The sequence below is a fragment of the Gluconobacter cerevisiae genome (assembly GCF_015244675.1).
Lineage (GTDB): Bacteria > Pseudomonadota > Alphaproteobacteria > Acetobacterales > Acetobacteraceae > Gluconobacter > Gluconobacter cerevisiae.
The window spans coordinates 111,322-131,177 of record NZ_JABCQO010000005.1 but is presented as its reverse complement, the minus strand read 5'-3'; the positions used below and the strand labels follow the sequence as shown (position 1 = coordinate 131,177).

The following is a 19,856-nucleotide window of genomic DNA, read 5'->3' as shown; positions in this document are numbered from 1 at the left end:
CGAAGGCTCCCCGGCCGTAATTTTGTGACGTCGTTATGATGTATTTACGGATAAAGTCGTGTGACGTTCCATTGGTTTCCATCACGCGTCCACACGGCACGATCATGCAGGCGATAGGGACGGTCCTGCCAGAATTCGATGGCCTCGGGCAGAACGCGGAAACCTGACCAGTTCGCGGGGCGGGGGATCGGGCCATCGCTGTATTTTTCGTCTGCGGCTCTCAGGCGTTCCTCGAACGTGCTGCGCGCGTCAAGCGGGCGCGACTGGTCGGAAGCGATGGCGCCGAGGCGCGACATGCGGGAGCGGCTTGCGAAATAGGCATCCGCTTCGGCAGCGGTAACAGCTTCGACCGGACCTCCGATCCGGACCTGACGGCGGATGGATTTCCAGTGAAACAGCAGCGCGGCGTGCGGATTGGCGCGCAGTTCGCCGCCCTTGCGGCTGTTTAGATTGGTGTAGAAAACAAAGCCCCGCTCATCCACGCCCTTGAGCAGCAGCATCCGGACGGACGGACGGCCATCCGGGGTGGAGGTGGCGACGGCCATGGCGTTGGGATCGTTCGGCTCGGCGGCTTCGGCATCCGACATCCAGGTTGCGAACAGGGCGAAGGGATTGGCCTTCAGGTCAATCAGGGGGAGATCGGACATCGGAGGCTCCTGGGGAAAAAAGGTCGGCATGACGGACCGGTGCAGGACCGGGCGGCTTCATTTGTAATCATAACGCGACTGACGCCTCGCAGCTATCTCGCCGCCGTTGAAGGTGCGTTTCAAGCCTCTTCTTCGCTACGGGATAGTAACGCAGCAGGGTTGCGTCAGGCGCATTCCTGTTGTGGGGAAAACCCATGGCTTCAATATCCGGTAGCGGCCTCTGAATGACTGAAAGGACGTCCTGTTCCTGAAAACGGTCAGGAAGTTTCTGTCCGCCGGAGTGATGCCTTAATGTCCTGTCAGAAGGCAAAAAACCGGGCAATCGTCGCAAAGTCTTGTCTGTAACGGGCGCTTGTGCAACCACGACCCTCAATACGCCAACGCGATTCAGGAAATCACCATGTCTGAAACGGAAGACAATATCCCGGCACCCGTGACCGGAACCCTCATGAAGGGCAAGCGCGGTGTGATCATGGGTGTCGCCAACAAGCACTCGATTGCCTGGGCCATTGCCAGTGCCTGCGCGGCACAGGGTGCGGAACTTGCTTTCACCTATCAGGGCGAGGCGCTGGGCAAGCGCGTCCGTCCGCTGGCCGAGAGTGTCGGGTCCGAACTCGTCATTTCCTGTGACGTCAGCGACGACGACGCCATCAACACCACGTTTGACGAGATCGAGAAGGTCTGGGGCAAGATCGATTTCGTGCTCCACGCCATCGCCTTCGCCGACAAGCAGTATCTTCGTGGCCGCTATATCGACACGCCGCGCGATGCCTTTCTGCAGGCCATGGACATTTCCTGCTATTCCTTCGTGACTGTCGCCCGTCGTGCATCTGCCATGATGAATCCGGGTGGATCGTTCCTCAGCATGACCTATCTCGGCGCCGAGCGTGTCATGCCGCACTATAATGTGATGGGTGTGGCCAAGGCGGCTCTGGAAGCCTCTGTCCGCTACATGGCTGCTGATCTTGGCCGTGACGATATCCGCGTTAACGGTATCTCGGCTGGTCCGATCATGACGCTGGCCGCCAACGGGATCAGCGATTTCCGCTATATCCTGCGCTGGAACCAGCTCAATGCTCCGATGGAGCGCAACGTGACGCTCAAGGACGTTGGCGGTTCGGGCATGTATCTGCTCTCCGACCTCTCCAGCGGCGTGACGGGCGAGATCCATCATGTGGATTGTGGCTACCACACGGTCGGCATGAAGAACCCGGATGCCCCGGACATCGCAGCGGTCGGCTCCGGGACCTGACATGTCGGACAACAGCTTCGGGAAGCTTTTTCGCGTTACCACCTGGGGTGAGAGTCACGGACCGGCCATAGGTTGCGTCATTGATGGCTGCCCACCTCGCCTGAAGCTGTCCGAAGAGGACATCCAACCCTGGCTCGACCGTCGTCGGCCGGGGCAGTCCCGCTTTACCACGCAGCGCCGGGAGGCGGATCAGGTCCGCATCCTGTCGGGTGTGTTTGAAGGCCAGACGACCGGCACGCCCATTTCGCTGATGATCGAAAATACCGATCAGCGGTCGAAAGATTACGGCGATATCGCAACCCGGTATCGCCCTGGTCATGCCGACATCGCCTATGACATGAAATACGGCATCCGCGATTATCGCGGGGGCGGGCGCTCCTCGGCGCGCGAGACGGCCATGCGGGTTGCAGCGGGTGCCGTGGCGCGTGTGCTGCTGAAGGCGCTGGTAGGCGACGGCGTGAAAATCCGCGCCGCCCTGACGGGAATCGGCGGTCAGACCATTGATCCATCCCGCTGGGACTGGGACGAAGTCGAGCGTAATCCGCTCTGGTGCCCAGATGCGGGTTCGGTGGTGTCGTGGGAGGCTCTGCTCGACTCCGTTCGTAAGGATGGGTCCTCCATCGGTGCGACCGTTGAAGTCGTGGCGGAAGGTCTGCCAGCCGGACTCGGCGCGCCGGTCTATGGCAAGCTGGATGCCGATCTGGCGGGCGCCATGATGGGCATCAACGGCGTCAAGGGTGTCGAGATCGGAGATGGTTTTGCCGTAGCTGCCCTTCGCGGCGAGCAGAATGCTGATCCGATCGCGCCGGGGCCGCAGTTCGCATCCAACCATGCCGGTGGCATTCTGGGCGGCATTTCAACAGGGCAGCCCATTGTGGCGCGTTTTGCGATTAAACCGACCAGTTCGATCCTTACACCCGTTCCCAGCATCACGCGCGATGGCGAGTCTGTCGAAGTGATGACCAAGGGGCGGCATGATCCCTGTATTGGCATCCGCGCCGTTCCCGTGGCCGAAGCGATGATGGCCTGTGTGCTGGCCGATCATCTTCTGCGCGATCATGCGCAATGCGGCTGGGGTCGTTAGACCCCGGCCAGCACAAGCGACGTTTTAGTGTTCGAGCGTGGCATCCAGCGTGATGTTCGCCTTGATGACCTGTGACAGCGGACAGCCAGCCTTGGCCTTGTTCGCAATGTCGAGGAACTCGGTTTCGGACGCGCCCGGAACCTTGCCGCGTAACGTGAGATGAGACTGGGTGATGGCAAAGCCTTCGCCGGACTTGTCCAGCGAGATGGTCGCTTTCGTTTCCAGTGACTCGGCTTTGAAGCCAGCCTGTTCGAGCATCATGGACAGCGCCATGGTGAAACAGCCTGCATGAGCCGCGCCAAGCAGTTCCTCGGGGTTCGTGCCGGGCTTGTCGTCGAAGCGGGTGTTGAAGCCGTAAGGCTGATCGTGCAGGGCGCCGCTCTGGGTGGAAATCGTGCCTTTGCCGTCCTTGAGACCGCCACTCCAATGGGCCGAAGCTGATTTCTTGATCGTCATGATGAGTTCTTTCGCAATGTGGGTTTCGAACCTCAAACGCGATGCCCTTCGGATCGTTGCCCGACGCGATGTTCACGAAATTTCCCAACTCTGTGACCGGTATCACACACCCGAAAAACCCGTTGGAGGAAAACTCTTGGGATAACAGTCCGATAGGGGCAGTTTTCTGCGATCAGCACTATATCTAGGGGCATTAACGAATTCCTTCCCTAGATATGGGATGGTTCAAATTCACAGCTCTTTCGATTTTGCAAGCGAACTTCGTGCTTGCGATCGGGTTCGGAGTGATGGAAATGAGTGCTCAAGATTTCGAAAATAGATGCCCTGCGGAGAGAGCGAATGACCCTTCATGACGTGACGATGGACGTGTCCGATCAGTCCGACCGACCGTATGACGTGCGCCCGCTTTCCGACCATCCCGTGGGCGAGACGCCGATTCCCGGAGATGCCAATTCTGCGGATATGTTCGATGATGTGGTGCAGCTTCCCGGCCATCATGCCGTGCGGGTGGATCGCTCGCGCGATTCCCTGCTGACGGATTTCGGCAAGGCGACTCTGAACAACCGCTACCTGCTTCCGGGCGAGGACTATCAGTCGCTTTTTGCGCGTGTGGCTTCCTATTACGGCGCGGATGCGGGCCATGCGCAGCGGATTTACGACTATATTTCCCGGCACTGGTTCATGCCGGCCACGCCTGTTCTGTCCAACGGCGGAACCGAGCGTGGACTGCCGATTTCCTGCTTCCTGAACGAGGCCGAAGACAGCCTTTCGGGAATCGTAGGGCTCTGGAACGAGAACGTCTGGCTGGCGTCCAAAGGAGGCGGCATCGGCTCTTACTGGGGCAATCTGCGTTCGATCGGCGAGAATATCGGCCGCAACGGCAAGACATCCGGCGTTATTCCCTTCATCCGCGTTATGGACAGCCTGACGCTGGCGATCTCGCAGGGTTCGCTCCGTCGTGGCTCGGCGGCTGTGTATCTGCCGGTCTGGCATCCGGAAGTGGAAGAATTCGTCGAGATGCGCCGCCCGACGGGTGGTGATCCGAACCGCAAGGCGCTGAACCTGCATCACGGTATTCTCGTGACGGATGCATTCATGCGTGCGGTCGAGGCGGATGAGGAATGGGCACTGCTGTCACCGAAGGATCATAGCACGATCCGCAAAGTCTCGGCGCGCGGTCTGTGGATCCGCATCCTGACGGCGCGGATGGAGCAGGGCGAGCCCTACATCATCTATTCCGACCATGTGAACCGCGCCCGTCCGGAGCATCACAAACTGGCCGGGCTGGAAGTGAAGACATCCAATCTCTGTGCCGAGATCACCCTGCCGACCGGCATTGACCATCACGGCAAGAACCGCACGGCAGTCTGCTGCCTGTCCTCACTCAATCTTGAGACCTGGGACGAGTGGAAGGATGATCCGCAGTTCATCGAGGACGTCATGCTGTTCCTCGATAACGTGTTGCAAGACTTCATCGACCGCGCTCCGGATGATATGGCGCGTGCCAAATACGCGGCTGCCCGTGAGCGTTCGGTCGGGCTGGGCGTGATGGGGTTCCACTCCTTCCTTCAGGCCCGGATGATTCCGTTCGAGTCCGTGATGGCGAAGGTCTGGAACCGGAAGATTTTCGAATATATCCGCAAGCAGGCTGACGCGGCGTCGAAGCATTTGGCGGAAGTGCGTGGTCCGTGCCCGGATGCCGAGGAATACGGCTTCATGGAGCGCTTCTCGCACAAGCTCGCTATCGCGCCGACGGCGTCGATTTCGATCATCACGGGCAATGCCAGCCCCGGTATTGAACCGATCAGCGCGAATGTGTTCCTGCAGAAGACGCTTTCAGGTTCGTTCTCGGTGCGCAACCGGCATCTGAAAACGATTCTGGAAGAGCGCGGTTACGATACGGACGAAGTCTGGTCTGCGATCACCCTGAACAAGGGGTCCGTGCAGAACCTCGACTTCCTGACGCAGGATGAGAAAGATGTGTTCAAGACGGCGTTCGAACTCGACCAGCGCTGGGTCGTGGAACATGCCGCAGACCGTGCGCCGTTCATCTGTCAGGCGCAGTCGGTCAATCTGTTCCTGCCAGCAGACGTACACAAGCGCGACCTGCATCAGATCCATTTCCAAGCCTGGAAGAAGGGTCTGAAGTCTCTCTATTACTGCCGCTCCCTGTCCGTGCAGCGTGCCGATGCGGTGTCCACACTGGCGGTAAAGAGCGACATTCTGGAAGACGAGAAATACGAAGCCACCGCTCAGGCCGCCCCGCGTGGCGAAATGAGCAGCGGCGATTACGAAGAGTGCCTGTCCTGCCAGTAATGGCGGGATGTGAAAGGACGCGATCATGAGCGACACAACCCCGACGACCGGAAATCAGGCTGAGCAGCATTTCGACCTGATGACTGCCAACCCGGTCTATAAGCCCTTCCGGTACCCCTGGGCCTATGATGCCTGGCTGACCCAGCAGCGCGTCCACTGGCTGCCCGAAGAAGTGCCGCTGGCCGATGACGTGAAGGACTGGCACCGGACGCTGACCGTGGCCGAGCAGCATCTCGTCACGCAGATTTTCCGCTTCTTCACGCAGGCCGACGTGGAAGTGAATTCCGCGTACATGAAGTATTACAGTCAGGTTTTCAAACCGACCGAAGTGCTGATGATGCTGTCGTCGTTCTCGAATATTGAGACGATTCACATCGCCGCGTATTCCCATCTTCTTGACACCATCGGGATGCCCGAGACCGAGTATTCGGCCTTCCTGAAGTACAAGGAGATGAAGGACAAATACGATTTCATGCAGTCGTTCAATATCGACAATAAGCGTGAAATCGCCAAGACGATGGCGGCTTTCGGAGCGTTCATGGAAGGCCTCCAGCTTTTCGCGTCCTTCGCGATCCTGCTGAACTTCCCGCGTTTCAACAAACTCAAGGGCATGGGGCAGATCGTGTCCTGGTCGGTGCGTGACGAGACGCTGCACTGCCTGTCCATGATCCGCCTGTTCCGCACGTTCATCCGCGAGAATCCTGAACTGTGGACGGCTGATTTCCGCGAGGAACTCACACAGGTCTGCCGCACGACGGTCGAGCATGAGGATGCGTTCATCGATCTGGCGTTCGAAATGGGCCCGGTCGAGGGTATGTCTTCCGACGATGTAAAGGCCTATATCCGCTTCATTGCCGATCGCCGCCTGACGCAGCTTGGTCTGGACCCGGTCTATGGGCAGGAAAGCAATCCGCTGCCGTGGATCGACGACATGCTGAATGCCGTCGAACATGCCAACTTCTTCGAAAACCGTTCAACCGAATATTCCCGTGCCTCCACCTCCGGCACATGGGAAGAAGCGTTTGAAGGCAACGTTTTCAGCTAAAAACGGGGTCCGGAGAGGCCCTGACTTTCTGGCAGGGCTTCTCCTTCTCTCAGGACGCGTTCTGCGGCGGCGGTGAAACGACCGTCTGCTTCATGCAGAACCAGTCCGGCCCTAAGCCGGCAGATTCCCCGGCCGCCATGCACGGCGCGGACCAGAACCAGTTTTGCTTCACAGCCCGGTCGAGGCCAGAAGGGATAGAGCTGGATCGAGCCACATCCATTTTCCAGTAAGGTCCGACAGATCTTGTCCGCACTTGCGGCCGAGAGAACAAATGTCAGCGTTCCGCCCGGAAGAACCCACTTCGTGAGGGCGCGGGCCCAGTCTTCTGGTGCGGTCGTCTCCGCACGGAGGGCAAGGCGGCGTCGATTGTCGGGAGAGGGGGTACCGTGCGGGCTGTGCCAGGGGGGATTGGCCATCACATGATGAAAGCGGCCATTGGCAGTCGGGGTGAGGGCACGCAGGCTTTTGGGGATGTCGGGCAGATGGGCCTGAAAGACTTGAAGCCGCGTTTCACCATCGGGAGAAGCATTGGCCCGGATATTGCGTTGGGCCAGTGCGAGGGTTTCGGGGTCGGCTTCCAGTCCGACTCCACGGACCCCCGAAAGACGCGCGGTGAGACAGAGTAAGGCGGCACCAACCCCACATCCGGCTTCCAGAACCGTCTCGCCGTCTTTTGCCGGGATAGAGGCCGCCATGAGAACAGGTTCCAGCCCCGTCCTGTAACCTTCGGTGAACTGGTCGTAGCGCACGCGCCCTCCCAGCAGCGATCCTTCTTCGCGGGTGGGGCCGGGAGCGGAAAATGCGTGGCCGGAAAAGATGTTCGGAGGGGGCAATGGGTTGACCGTCTTCCTGCTGCCGCTCATATGGTCTCTCCAACCTGTCGTCCGGCGTTACATGGTCCGTTCGTTCTTGTCGCGACAGGAGAGAAAGAACGGGCTACGCCACATCATATCGTGCCCGTGCGCTCCTGGGCCAGCCCCCGGAGCCGTTGCGGGAACTGGAGTAATGACCCTTGGATTCTGCCGCACCGGACGTTTCTGCGACCGTTGATAAAGCTGTGCTCAGGGATGCAGGGAGCGAGAGCGCCCTTTCCGCTCTGTCCGCCTATCTGGAACAGGACATGAAGGCCTGCAACCGCGCCATCATCGCGCGGATGGAGAGCCCGGTCCCACTCATCCCGCAGCTTGGCGCCCATCTTGTCGCTGCGGGCGGCAAGCGCCTGCGGCCCCTGCTGACGCTCGCCGCCTCCCGCCTGTGTGGTTATCAGTCGACTCCGGAAAACCAGCGCCATGTCGGTCTGGCAGCCTGTGTGGAGTTCATCCATACCGCAACGCTGCTTCACGATGACGTGGTCGATGAAAGCAATCTGCGTCGTGGTCTGGCGTCGGCCAATGCGGTCTTTGGCAACAAGGCATCCGTTCTGGTGGGCGACTTCCTGTTTGCCCGCTCCTTTCAGTTGATGACGGCGGATGGTTCGCTCAAGGTCATGGCGATCCTGTCCGATGCCTCGGCGACGATTGCCGAGGGCGAAGTCCTCCAGATGGTGACGCAGAACGACCTCTCCACCCCGGTTGAGCGTTATCTGGAAGTCATTCACGGCAAGACGGCGGCCTTGTTCGCGGCAGCCTGTCGCGTTGGAGCGGTCGTTGCCGATCGTCCGGAAGCAGAAGAAGTAGCGCTGGACCGTTTCGGGACCAATCTGGGTATGGCGTTCCAGCTTGTTGACGATGCACTCGATTATGCTGCCGATCAGCAGATTCTGGGCAAGACCGTTGGCGACGACATGCGTGAAGGCAAGATCACGCTGCCGGTTCTGGCAGCTTATGAAGCCGGCTCACCTGAAGACCGAGCCTTTTGGGAGCGTGTCATTGAAAAGGGCGAGCAGACGGATGCCGATCTGTCGCACGCGCTGGGCCTGATCGAGAAGACGGGTGCCATTGCCACGACCATTGCCCGTGCACGGGTTTACGCCGCCGAAGCCGTCGAAGCGCTGTCCATTTTCCCGGACAGTGAACTGCGGCGTCTGATGGCCGAGACGGTCCAGTATACCGTCGACCGCGCCCGCTGAGGCGCGTTAGCTCCTGCCTTTGATCGGCAGGGGCTCTTTTAGATTCCTGCCGCCATAAGCGGAACGGAAGCAGTGAATTGCTCCCACCCTCTGAAGCCGAGCCTCGCGGTGGCAGCTTCAAGCCCCGGCGCAGCATGCGGCAGTCGGGTCATCAGGAAACGGCCTTTCTGGGCTGCTTCTGTTCCGTGGGGCGCAGTCCGAAGGACGGTTCCGACCTGTCGGGCGACGGCGGAAGCCGGGTCAAGCCAGCGGACACCGGGTGGAGACAGGCGCTCAAAAGCATCCATCAGAAAGGTGTAGTGAGTACAGCCCAATCCAACCGTATCAATCTCGTCGCCATAAGGCTGCCCGAACAGGCAGTCCAGTTCGTGCTGGATGTCCGCATCCGTAATGACCTCACCCAGAAAAGCACGTTCCGCCAGATCGGCCAGTCTACGCGCGCCATGAGTAATCAGACGACAATCCGCAGCGAACTCCTGATGCAGCCGGAGTGTGTAGGGGCGTCGTGCGGTGGCGGAGGTCGAGAGCAGGCCGATCACGCGGGTTTCTGAAACACGCCCGGCCCAGCGGATGGGGGGGACGCATCCAACGACAGGGATGTTAAGCCGTTCGCGCAGGGCAGGAAGGGCGATCGTGCTGGCGGTATTGCAGGCAATGACCAGCACATCGGGCTGAAGATTGTCGCAGGCCGCAACCAGCAGATTGACGATGCGCGCTGTCAACAAATCGTCCGGCTGTTCGCCATAGGGAAACAGTGCCGTATCGGCGAGGTAGTCGATATGAAGGGCGGGAAGGAGGTCGCGCAGAGCCTGCACGACGCCCATCCCCCCGATGCCGGAGTCAAAAACCAGACTCCGGCCTGCTGGCACGGATGCGCCAGTTTCCATCAGGCTTCAGCTTTGGCCTTGAGGGCCAGCGCCTCTTCGGCGCTGCTCACGCCGCCATGTTTCTTGGACCAGCCGCAGGGGTCTTCAAGGAAGCGGCGGACTTCGGCGCTGTCTTTTTCGGAGAAGTAATCGCCGCCCGCGCAGGCTTCCAGCACGTCCCACCAGGTGCACAGCGCATGGAGCGAAATGTCCATGTCCGCCAGCGTTTTGTGAGCGCCGGGAAAGACACCATAGAAGAAGACGACGAAAGTATGGTTCACGATGGCGCCCGCATCGCGCAGGGCGTTTGCGAATCGGATCTTGGATGCGCCGTCCGTCGTCAGGTCTTCGACCAGCAAGGTACGCATCCCCTCCGGCACGTCGCCTTCGATCTGCGCGTTGCGACCGAAACCCTTGGGCTTCTTGCGGACATAAGCCATCGGCGTCATCATCCGGTCCGCGATCCAGGCGGCAAACGGAATACCGGCGGTTTCACCACCCACGACGGCGTCAATGCTTTCATAGCCGATATGACGGCCGATCTTTTCGACGGCCAGTTCCATGATCTTGGTGCGCGCACGCGGAAAGAAAATGATTTTGCGGCAGTCGATATAGACCGGGGACTTCCATCCTGACGTCAGGGTGTAGGGGTCTTCCGGGCGGAAGTTGATGGCCTTGATCTCAAGCAGAATACGGGCCGTGGTGAGGGCCGCGTCGCGGTCCCACTGGGTGCGGCCCGCCATCGGGCTCTCGGCGAACTGGGTCATGCTTGTCTCCGCTGACGTCGTTTTCTCGTGGTTTACCGGCCTGTAGCCGGGAAGGGTAGGGGCAATATCGCCCGACCAGGAACTGTGTGAATTTTGCAGCCTGCCTGTCAGTGTCACAGGCTGTTCCGATCTTCCTGCTTGCATGGAAGGCCTGGGAGTTCTAGGGAGAGATATCGATATTCATTCTCATTTACGGCAGGATCAGAAGTGAGCATAGAGACCAGCCGGATCGGCCGGAAATGCGAACGCGCTGTTGTGACGGCCTATCAGGAACTGCGGGAGGTCGGTCAGCCGGACATGCAGGCCTTCGCCGCATGCACGACGCTGTACCGCATCCATCACCCCGAATCTTCCGTTAAGGAAGCCCGCCGTCTTGTGGCGGAATGGATCGACCATCACGTCGTTCGTCAGGCCAGAGGTCAAACGCCGGGCTGCGACTGCTGAATTTTAGAGAGGAGCCTCAGCTCCTCTCACTCATCGGGACGAAACTCCGCTCCGCCGCACCGATATAGAGCTGTCGGGGGCGGCTGATTCGAACGGACGGTTCCTCGATCATTTCCTTCCACTGACTGACCCAGCCGACCGTCCGTGCGACAGCAAACAGGACGGTGAACATGCTTTTGGGAATGCCCAGAGCCTTGAGGATCAGGCCGGAATAGAAATCCACATTCGGATAGAGGCGGCGGCTGACGAAATACTCGTCCTCGGTTGCAACGCGCTCCAGTTCCATCGCGAGATCCAGAAGCGGGTCGCGCTTGAGGCCAAGTTCTTCGATGACTTCGTGGCAGGTGGCTTGAAGGATTTTCGCCCGAGGGTCGAAGTTCTTATAAACGCGATGGCCGAAGCCCATCAGACGTACCCCGGAATCGCGGTTCTTGACCTCATTGAGGAAGTCCGGGATGCCGTCACGGCTGCCAATGGATTCCAGCATGCCCAGAGCCGCTTCATTGGCGCCTCCATGAGCGGGGCCCCAGAGGGCCGCAATCCCTGCCGCAATGCACGCATAGGGGTTCGCGCCGGTTGAACCGACGAGCCTTACAGTGGTCGTGGAAGCGTTCTGTTCATGATCGGCATGAAGCAGCAGAATGCGGTCCATCGCACGGGCCAGAACCGGATTGACGCGATAATGGTTACCGGGACGGGCAAACAGCATGTGCAGGAAGTTCTCGGAGAACGACATGTCTTCATCAGGATAGATGAAGGGTTCGCCGATGGAGTATTTATAAGCCCAGGCTGCGATGGTCGGGACTTTAGCGATCAGCCGACGTGCGGAAAGGTCCCGCGCTGCAGGCTGGGAGATGTCCAGCCCGTCGTGATGGAATGCTGACAACGCACCTACGGTCCCGCACAGGATAGCCATGGGATGGGCGTCACGACGAAAACCGTTGAAGAAGTTCCGGATCTGCTCGTTCAGCAACCGGTGGGTGTTCATGTCCTTGCTGAAGGCCTGATATTGCGGGGCCGTCGGCAGTTCGCCGTAAAGCAGCAGATAGGCGGTCTCGGTGAAGCTCGCGTTAAGCGCCAGATCCTCGATCGGATAGCCACGATGCAGCAGAACGCCCTTGTCGCCATCAATATAGCTGATGGCGCTGGTGCAGGTGGCGGTGCTGCCCAGCCCCGGATCGAAAGAAAACACGCCCGTTTTCTGGGACAGGGCGCGCATGTCCATCACGTCCGGACCGATCGTTCCTTCCAGCAGCGGAAACTGGCGGCTGAGGCCATCGAGGCAGAGGGTCGCGGAACGGTTTTCGGACATGCAGAAGATAACCCGTCTGAAATGTAAGGATGTTGTTCTGTTTTATCTCTGAAAGGTTTTTTATGTCCAGAGAGCCGCTCTGGACGGATCTTTCAGGGCAGAAGGAGTGTGGCTGGCTGAATGGTGGAGGGGCGGACATCCAGCCAGTGTCCCGGAACGTCGAGAATTGTCAGGCCCGCGAGCGGATATCCCCGGTAAAGAGTTGAGAAATGGGTATTTTGAAGAGCCGGGCCAAGAAGGTCGCAGGCGAACTCGCCGATGGTCGGATTATGTCCGACGATCAGAAGCGTTCGTACGGTTTCGGACGTGCCATGCACGAGGCCGTAGAGCGTGTCCGGGGTTGCGGAATACAGGCTGTCTTCGACTGAAAATGCAGCCGTCTGATTCAGCATGTCCATCACACCCTGAGCAGTCTGCCGGGTGCGGATGGCGGGGCTGCACAGGATTTGCAGCGGGCCGGGCAGATCGAGTGCCGCAAGCTGTCTGCCAATGCTCGCGGCCTGTTCAGACCCTCTGGACGTCAGCGCACGGCTGCGGTCGCCGTCTTGAGTCAGGCCATGCGGGACGGCTTCCGCGTGGCGCAGCAGCAAAAGGCGGTGCAGGGGCATCAGGCTTCCGAAGCCTTGCGTGCATTGGCGGCAATGGCCTCGTGATGGCGGATGACTTCGTGAATGACGAAGGCCAGAAATTTTTCGGCAAAGTCCGGGTCAAGATGCGCGTCACGGGCGAGCTGGCGGAGGCGCTCGATCTGTCGTGTTTCGCGGGATGGGTCCGCAGGCGGCAAATGGGCACGGGCCTTGAGCTGTCCGACTTCCTGCGTACAGCGGAACCGTTCCGCAAGCATGTGGATCAGGGCCGCGTCAATATTGTCGATGCTGCCACGCAGGCGTTCGAGTTCGGCCAGAGCGGGATCGGAATTGCGGGAGGAGGAGGACACAGGCTCAGGGCTCATTCAGATCGATCCATGCAAGATGGCCGCCTTTTCCTGCACCAAGATCGGTAAAGACGGCCGTGCCTCCCAGACGTCCCGTCCGGCGCCAGGGGCGTCCGTCGGTCGAGCGGCGGTCATGGCCGACATAGACCGTCATTCCTTCGGGAATGCGGTTGATCCAGGTCAGGCGGCGTTCGGGATAGCCGTCCGGCTGCATGCGGCCGGTGGTTTCTCCAAAAAGAGCGCGGGACAAAGGCGCGGACATCTCGCCCAGACCCGGCACGGAGGAGTGGGACAACATGGCGGTGTGAAACCCCCCATGAACGAATAGGGAGCGCCCGATCCGCAGCCATGTCGGCGCCTGATCAATAGCCCGATAGACTCGTTCGGGAAGGCCATCATATTCCGGTAGCGAAATCTGGCGGAGCGTTTCCTCAAGAGGCGGATCGCGTCTCAGGCGGCGGCCTTCAAGGGCGCGACCGAGTTTACGGTCATGATTGCCGAGAATAAACAACCCGCGCTGATGCTCCAGAAGGTCGAGCATGAGTTCCATCACGCCCGCACTGTCCGGCCCGTGATCGACAAGGTCTCCGAGCTGGATGACGAAGCGTTCCGTCGCAGTTGCGTGCCGAAAAGCGTTCAGATCGCCATGCACGTCCCCCACCACGCGAATGCCGTGTTCACGGATTCGCGTCATGACGGGGTCGGGAAGGGGAGGATCAACGAAGATGGCGCGTGCTTTCCGGTTTTCCTTCTATCAAAGGGCCAGAACGGTCCAAGGTCAATTTATCTGTTTGAGAAAATTGACCTTAGCCGTCCATCAACGCGGCTGCGCGCCCCAGATCGACTGACAGCACCCGGCTTACACCACGCTCCTGCATCGTGACACCATAAAGACGATCCATATGTGCCATCGTCAGCTGATGATGCGTCACGACCAGAAACCGCGTTCCGGCTTCTTTGGTCATGTCGGACAAAAGCGAGCAGAACCGCTCGACATTGGCATCATCAAGCGGCGCATCGACTTCATCCAGAACGCAGATCGGGGCGGGATTGCATCGGAAGGTCGCAAAGATCAGCGAAAGTGCGGTCAGGGCCTGTTCGCCACCCGACAGCAGGGAGAGCGTGGAGAGCTTCTTGCCCGGAGGCTGCGCGAAGATCTCCAGCCCGGCTTCCAGTGGATCATCGCTGCCGACCATACCCAGATGGGCGCGTCCGCCGCCGAACATCCTGGAGAACAGGGACTGGAAATGCCGGTCCACTTCCGAAAAAACGGCCAGAAGGCGCTCACGTCCTTCGCGGTTGATCGTGCTGATCCCGCCGCGCAGCCTGTTGATGGCAGCCGTCAGTTCAGCATGTTCGCGGGCGATGGTTTCCGCCGTCTCGCGGGCTTCCTCGAATTCGGCTTCGGCCCGCAGATTGACCGCGCCAAGGTCTTCACGCTCGCGGGTAAGGCGAGAAAGGCGCCGGCGGGTCGCGGTCTCGGCCTGCTCGGACAGGTCGGACGGATAAGCTGCGCCCTGTGCGCCGCCTTCTGGCGGTTCGCTGTCGGCCAGAAGGCGCTCACGGGCAGCGACAGCCTGTTCCGCGCGTTCGGTCAGACGTGCAATCGTCTCACGGCCCGCAGCCAGCGCCAGATCGGCGTTGCGGCGCTGCTCCTGCGCTTCCAACCCTGCTGTGCCTGCCGCTTCATCAGCAGCCCGTGCTGTATCGTAAGCGACTTGGGCATCCTTCAGGTTCTGATCGTGTCCGGCGAGTTTCCGATCTAGTTCGGCAGGGACCGCGCTGACTGTCTGGAAACTGGTGTGCAGTTCGTCCCGTCGCTCCCGCAGATGTTTAAGGCTGGCCTCTCCAGCTGCGATCTGGCTGCTCAGCACCTCAAGTCTGGCACCAACCGCATTCAGCGCGCCGGTGAGGCGAACGTCTTCCAGAGAGAGACGACCGCTTTCGGTACGGGCCGCTTCCAGAAGATACCGCGTTTCATGGAGCGGGGCCGTGGCGTCCTGAACCGCCTGTTCCAGCAGCGTGGGTTCGGGACGCTCCGCCAGTTCGCCCATACGTTTCGCATGCTCGTCCCGCAGGCGGGTGACAAGCGCCTGAAGCTCCGTCTGGCGCGGTTGCAACGCCGAGCGGCGTGCGAGGGTCGTTGCGGCAGTCTGATCCAGCGTTTGGAGTTCGCGCGTCAGACGCTGGGCGTCTTCACGGCTCTTTCGCGCGGCTTGTGTCGCCGTATCCGCCGCAGATCGTGCCAGATCGAAAACCTGCTGCGAGGTCTCGGCGGCGGTCCTCAGAGCGGAAATATCGGGACGGTTTTCCTGTTGCTGGAGGACAGTGCGCTGTTCTGCAAGACGGGCCTGTTCCGTCTCTAATCGCGCTATGGCTTCATCCAGATCCCGCAGACGCGCCAGCGTGGTATCGTGACGCAGAAGAGCCTGATCCAGAGTCCGGGCGGCGGTATCGGCGGCATTCCGGGCATCCTGAAGCCTCGCTCCCGCCACGCGGAGCGTTTCGCGGGCGGCTTCGGCATCCTTTGTGCTGTTTCGGGCCTGCGCCTGAAGGTTCTCGGGATCGGGATGGGCGGTCAGTTCGGCTTCTGCCTGTGCGACGCTGGTCTGTGCGGCTGTCAGCGCGCCTTCCGCGTCTTTCAGACGTTCGCTGGCCTGCTCCCAATGCGTAAGAGCAAGGGCCGCTTTCTGCTCAATCCGTGACGAGACGGTCCGGGCTTCGGCCAGTTGGGGTTCGAGTGTCGCGCGTTCCTGTCGCAGAGTGGTCAGGGCTGCTTCGGCCTGCTCGCGAGCCTGTAAGGCTGCGGCACAACATTCTTCCAGTGCGGGCTGTGAGGCAAGATGAGACTGAAGAAGCGCGCGGGCGTCCGTCAGACGGCGACGCTGCTCCAGTCGGGCCGCACCGGCATCCGGCGCGTCTGCCGAGCGCGTAAAGCCGTCCCAGCGCCAGAGCGCCCCGCTGCGGCAGACCAGAACCTGTCCCGGCTGAAGGTTTTTTTGCAGTTCGGGCCCGGCAGCGTCGTCATCCAGCAGGAATGCGGCGTCTAGACAGCGCTGCAGCGCTTCAGGAGCCTGCACAAGTGTCGAAAGCCGAACGCAGTCTTGCAGCTTTGCGGGGATAAGTGGTTCCAGAGAGCGCCAGCGCCGATCGGCAGGAATATTGTCTGGAGCAAGGGAAGCATCCAGCCCGTCGACTAGAATCGCCGCGACGGCCCGTGCCATGTCTGGCGGAAGGTCGAGGACATCTTCGAGCGGATCGGGCTGCGCGACAACGGCATTAAGGCTTTGCTCCAGCCCCTCGCATTCGCCCTGTGTGCGTAGGATCAGCGTTTCCAGCGCGGAGAGTGCTTGCCGGGCTTCTGTTTCTCGCTCACGGGCCGTCGTGAGGCTGAGATCTGCGTCCGCCAGAGCCTGCTGAAGAGTTTTCAGGCGATTTTCGCTCTGTGCGACGGTATTGCGGGCTTCCTGAACCGTTTGTTCCGGAACGAGAGTGCTCCGGGCCGTCGCCTCCGCCGTTGCGGCGAGCTGCACTTTCTGGCGTGCCTGATCGCGCGCATGGCGGCTCTGTTCGACAGCCCGCAGCAGCGTTTTATGACGCTGCATGCCTTCCTCGGCTGCCGCACGGGCTTCCAGCCAGATCGTGCCGAGGCGTTCCTGCTCCTGCCTTGCCTGCGCTTCCTGAGCGTGGGCGTCGCTCTGGACCTGTGCGGTGACGGCGCGGGTTTTTTCAAGATCCGCTCGGGCTGCTTCGGTCAGGAGCCCGGCTTGGGCAGTCTCACGCGTTGCCCGATCTTGCGTGATCTGGGCCTGTGTCGTTTGCAAACGTCTGTCCAGATCGGCTTCCGTGGCTTCCAGCGCCTGAAGGCGTTTTTTGCCATCCGTGAACGCCTGTCCGGCCAGCTCTGCTTTCAGGCGCGCGTCCTGCAGGGCCGTTATGCAGTCCTGTTCCCTGAGGCTGTCGGATTCTGATTGTTCCTGCATCGACGACGCATTCCGGCGCAGCGCATTTAGCGTCGCATCATCAGGCGTGGTTGCGTCCAGCGCAGCGATTTCCGCCTGAATCGCGTCGAGTGCGCTGGCTTCAGCATCGAGCCGCAGCGTCAGGGCATCGAGCCCTTCCATCATCGCATCCCTGCGGATGGCTTCGGCATCCCGCAGACGGGTTGCGTCTTCCAGCGCAAGCGTCTGCTCCTTTTCGAGCGCATCAAGGCGCTCGCATTCGGCGCTGCAGGCCGAGCGGAGTTGCGGGAGCGCATCCATTTCGGCTTCAAGCGCCTCACAGTCTGCGGCAGTCGTTTCCTGTGTCGCCCGGTCCGCCGTCAGACTGGCATGGCTTCGGGCCAGATCCCCCTCCGCCTGTTCGAGGCGCAGGCGCGTTTCGGATTCGGTCTGCCGAGCGCGGTCGAGATCCTGCTTCAGGGTCTCGGACTGCACTTTCAGGCGCTCCAGCATGCTGCGGAGGCGGTCCGTTTCCTCGCGCGCCTGTGGGGCAGCCATGCGGGCTTCGAACTCGACGATGGCCGCGGTTTCGGCGGCGCGTTCGGCTTTTTTCAGATCCTCGCGCGCCTTGGCCAGATCGTCCCGGCTGCGTTGCACAGTCAGATTGGCGCGGGCATGGAGCAGAGCATGGAGCGCGGTTTCCGTCTCGCGGATCTTTTCGGAAAGCTCACGGTATTTCCGGGCCTGAACCGTCTGGCCTTCGAGGCTCGCAAGCCGTTCCTCAAGCTGCAAACGCAGATCTTCGGCGCGGGAGAGATTGGTTTCGGTCTGGCGAAGCTTGAGTTCGGCGTCGTGGCGGCGGGCATGTAGGCCGGTGATGCCGGCAGCCTCTTCGAGCAGCAGCCGCCGTTCCTCGGGCTTTGCGGCGATGAGCTGGCCAACGCGGTTCTGGCTGATGATGGCGGAGCTGCGTGCGCCGGACGCCAGATCGGCAAATAGGGTCTGAACGTCACGCGCGCGCATGACGCGGCCGTTGATGCGGTATTCGCTGCCCGATCCGCGTTCGGCCCGGCGGCTGATTTCCAGTTCCTCCGCGTCCTGAAACGGCGAGGGCGCCAGACCTGCCGCATTGCTGAGATGCAGCGTGACCTGCGCGATGTTGCGGGCCGAGCGTGCGCCCGTCCCCGCGAAAATTAGATCATCGAGCTCTCCGCCGCGCAGCGCACGAGCAGAGGTTTCGCCCATCGCCCAACGAAGGCCCTCGACGACATTGGATTTGCCGCAGCCGTTTGGCCCGATGATCCCCGTCAGACCCGGAAGGATATCGAGACGCACCTCATCGGCGAAACTCTTGAAACCGCCAATGCTCAGGCGGTCGATCGTCGTGGTGCGGCTCGACATCAGGGGAGTGAAATACCGGTCCTAGAGGAGTGGATCAGGACGCCTTGGCGACGAGATCGGCGAATTTTTCGTAGGTTTCCGGGTCCTGATCGTAGTGCGTATTGTTGAAGCGGAAATATGGGGTGCCTTGAATGTTGTAGGTGTCCGCGTCCTTCTTGACCTGATCGAACAGGGCTTCGGCGAAAGCATTGTCCTTGCTGATGGCATCGAACTGGGCTGCGGAGACGCCTGCGAGAGCAGACATCTGCTGAAGGCGCTGCATCGGATCGCCACCTGCGGCGAAAGCCCACTGCATCTGGCTGGAGAACAGGGCCTCAATGAACGGAACGTAGCGTTCTTCCGGCAGAGAGCGGGCCACCATGGCCGCTGTCAGGCCAACACGATCACCGCAGAAATCATGAAACTGATAGCGGATCTTTCCCGTATCGATCAGCTTTTCCTTAATTTTGGGGAACTCTTCCGTCGCGAAATGCGCACAATGCGTGCAGGTCAGCGAGAACCATTCCTGCACCAGAACCTTGGCATTCGGGTTGCCGAGAATGCGCGGGCTCAGCCGGGCGTCGGTGGAGCTTGCATCGGCGGCGTGGGCCTTACCAACAGCGGTTCCCGCAACAGCAAGAGCCGGAGCGGCGGAGACGAAAAAGCGGCGGGAAAGGGAAAGACGGGTCATTCAGGAAGCCTTTGCGACTGCTTTTGCGAAATCATCATAACTCCCGACCACGTCGGGCGCGGGAACATCATTGATGCGGAAATATGGCGTGCCCTGGATCTGGAGGAAAGCGCCGTCGTGATCCTGCTTGTTGATAATGGCCTCGCGCAGGGCATTATCTGCGTTAATCCGGTCAAATTCCGCAGAATTCACCCCGAACAGGGCAGCGCGTTTCTTCAGTTCGGCAACTGGATCGATATTCTGTGCGAACGCCCACTCGTCCAGATGGTCCAGCAGATCCGTCACGAAGGCTTCGTAGCGATCCACTGGCAGGGAGCGGGCGACCATAGCGGCCAGCAGGGCGACCTGATCGATCGGGAAATCATGAAAGCGGTAACGGATCTTTCCTGTGTCGATCAGATTCTTACGGATCTGCGGAAAGATTTCTTTCGAAAAATGGGCGCAGTGCGAACATGTCAGGGAGAACCACTCGTCCACGATGATCTTCGCATCCGGCGAGCCGATAACGCGTGGTCCCATGCGCGGGTCGCTGGCGGGCACATCGTCCGCCCGTGCGAACGGTGCTGCCGCAGCGGCCGCGAGGGCCATTCCGGAGGCGAGGAGGGTACGGCGGCCGAGAAGCTGGGCGGCAGGCATGGACGGGGCTCCGCTGA

Annotated in this window: 18 protein-coding genes; 6 read left to right on the top strand and 12 right to left on the bottom strand. The window is 60.7% G+C overall.

Annotated elements, in window-relative coordinates:
• Positions 1 to 44: 44 nt before the first annotated feature.
• Complete coding sequence (gene pdxH, locus HKD21_RS07965; RefSeq protein WP_194255174.1) at positions 45 to 647, bottom strand: pyridoxamine 5'-phosphate oxidase; 603 nt, start codon at positions 645 to 647, stop codon at positions 45 to 47.
• 400 nt (positions 648 to 1,047) lie between these two features.
• Between pdxH and fabI the strand changes: the two genes are divergently transcribed.
• Positions 1,048 to 1,899 (top strand): enoyl-ACP reductase FabI, encoded by an 852-nt coding sequence (gene fabI, locus HKD21_RS07960; RefSeq protein WP_194255173.1) that lies wholly within the window; start codon positions 1,048 to 1,050, stop codon positions 1,897 to 1,899.
• A 1-nt stretch (position 1,900) separates the two neighbouring features.
• Entirely contained in the window at positions 1,901 to 2,983 is a 1,083-nt protein-coding gene (gene aroC / locus HKD21_RS07955) for a chorismate synthase (protein ID WP_194255172.1), read from the top strand.
• Between the two features lie 24 nt (positions 2,984 to 3,007).
• Here the strand turns inward: aroC and HKD21_RS07950 are convergent, their stop codons facing one another.
• Positions 3,008 to 3,439 (bottom strand): OsmC family protein, encoded by a 432-nt coding sequence (locus HKD21_RS07950; RefSeq protein WP_194255171.1) that lies wholly within the window; start codon positions 3,437 to 3,439, stop codon positions 3,008 to 3,010.
• Between the two features lie 339 nt (positions 3,440 to 3,778).
• Between HKD21_RS07950 and HKD21_RS07945 the strand changes: the two genes are divergently transcribed.
• On the top strand, positions 3,779 to 5,755 hold the full coding sequence (locus HKD21_RS07945; protein ID WP_194255170.1) for a ribonucleoside-diphosphate reductase subunit alpha: 1,977 nt from the start codon (positions 3,779 to 3,781) through the stop codon (positions 5,753 to 5,755).
• Between the two features lie 25 nt (positions 5,756 to 5,780).
• Positions 5,781 to 6,800 carry a ribonucleotide-diphosphate reductase subunit beta gene (locus HKD21_RS07940; protein WP_194255169.1) on the top strand — a complete coding sequence of 340 codons (1,020 nt, stop codon included), beginning with the start codon at positions 5,781 to 5,783 and terminating at the stop codon, positions 6,798 to 6,800.
• Here the strand turns inward: HKD21_RS07940 and HKD21_RS07935 are convergent.
• On the bottom strand, positions 6,797 to 7,663 hold the full coding sequence (locus tag HKD21_RS07935; RefSeq protein WP_194255168.1) for a tRNA1(Val) (adenine(37)-N6)-methyltransferase: 867 nt from the start codon (positions 7,661 to 7,663) through the stop codon (positions 6,797 to 6,799). The genes HKD21_RS07940 and HKD21_RS07935 overlap by 4 nt on opposite strands.
• 149 nt (positions 7,664 to 7,812) lie before the next feature.
• Between HKD21_RS07935 and HKD21_RS07930 the strand changes: the two genes are divergently transcribed.
• Positions 7,813 to 8,868: a polyprenyl synthetase family protein gene (locus HKD21_RS07930; RefSeq protein WP_228121169.1), complete on the top strand. Its 1,056-nt coding sequence runs from the start codon at positions 7,813 to 7,815 to the stop codon at positions 8,866 to 8,868.
• Positions 8,869 to 8,906: 38 nt separating this feature from the next.
• On the opposite strand, the gene murI is transcribed toward HKD21_RS07930, so the two are convergent.
• Positions 8,907 to 9,755: a glutamate racemase gene (gene murI, locus HKD21_RS07925; RefSeq protein ID WP_194255167.1), complete on the bottom strand. Its 849-nt coding sequence runs from the start codon at positions 9,753 to 9,755 to the stop codon at positions 8,907 to 8,909.
• On the bottom strand, positions 9,755 to 10,501 hold the full coding sequence (locus tag HKD21_RS07920; RefSeq protein ID WP_194255166.1) for an orotate phosphoribosyltransferase: 747 nt from the start codon (positions 10,499 to 10,501) through the stop codon (positions 9,755 to 9,757). The genes murI and HKD21_RS07920 overlap by 1 nt, the downstream gene beginning before the upstream one ends.
• A 207-nt stretch (positions 10,502 to 10,708) precedes the next feature.
• Here HKD21_RS07920 and HKD21_RS07915 point away from each other — a divergent pair, with 207 nt between their 5' ends.
• On the top strand, positions 10,709 to 10,945 hold the full coding sequence (locus HKD21_RS07915; RefSeq protein WP_024716776.1) for a hypothetical protein: 237 nt from the start codon (positions 10,709 to 10,711) through the stop codon (positions 10,943 to 10,945).
• A 16-nt stretch (positions 10,946 to 10,961) separates the two neighbouring features.
• Here the strand turns inward: HKD21_RS07915 and HKD21_RS07910 are convergent, their stop codons facing one another.
• The 7 genes from HKD21_RS07910 to HKD21_RS07880 form a co-directional block, all read right to left on the bottom strand.
• Positions 10,962 to 12,257, bottom strand: coding sequence for a citrate synthase (locus tag HKD21_RS07910; protein ID WP_194255165.1), 1,296 nt, complete (start codon positions 12,255 to 12,257; stop codon positions 10,962 to 10,964).
• A 92-nt stretch (positions 12,258 to 12,349) separates the two neighbouring features.
• Positions 12,350 to 12,865, bottom strand: coding sequence for a SixA phosphatase family protein (locus tag HKD21_RS07905; protein ID WP_194255164.1), 516 nt, complete (start codon positions 12,863 to 12,865; stop codon positions 12,350 to 12,352).
• Positions 12,865 to 13,209 carry a chorismate mutase gene (locus tag HKD21_RS07900; RefSeq protein ID WP_194255163.1) on the bottom strand — a complete coding sequence of 115 codons (345 nt, stop codon included), beginning with the start codon at positions 13,207 to 13,209 and terminating at the stop codon, positions 12,865 to 12,867. Before HKD21_RS07900 ends, HKD21_RS07905 begins: the two co-directional genes overlap by 1 nt.
• Complete coding sequence (locus tag HKD21_RS07895; RefSeq protein WP_194255162.1) at positions 13,199 to 13,885, bottom strand: metallophosphoesterase; 687 nt, start codon at positions 13,883 to 13,885, stop codon at positions 13,199 to 13,201. Before HKD21_RS07895 ends, HKD21_RS07900 begins: the two co-directional genes overlap by 11 nt.
• Positions 13,886 to 13,997: 112 nt before the next feature.
• Entirely contained in the window at positions 13,998 to 18,533 is a 4,536-nt protein-coding gene (locus tag HKD21_RS07890) for an AAA family ATPase (protein ID WP_194255161.1), read from the bottom strand.
• A 34-nt stretch (positions 18,534 to 18,567) separates the two neighbouring features.
• Positions 18,568 to 19,203, bottom strand: a complete 636-nt coding sequence (locus tag HKD21_RS07885) for a thioredoxin domain-containing protein (protein ID WP_194255160.1) — start codon at positions 19,201 to 19,203, stop codon at positions 18,568 to 18,570.
• Positions 19,204 to 19,839 carry a DsbA family protein gene (locus tag HKD21_RS07880; protein WP_194255240.1) on the bottom strand — a complete coding sequence of 212 codons (636 nt, stop codon included), beginning with the start codon at positions 19,837 to 19,839 and terminating at the stop codon, positions 19,204 to 19,206.
• Positions 19,840 to 19,856 lie beyond the last annotated feature (17 nt).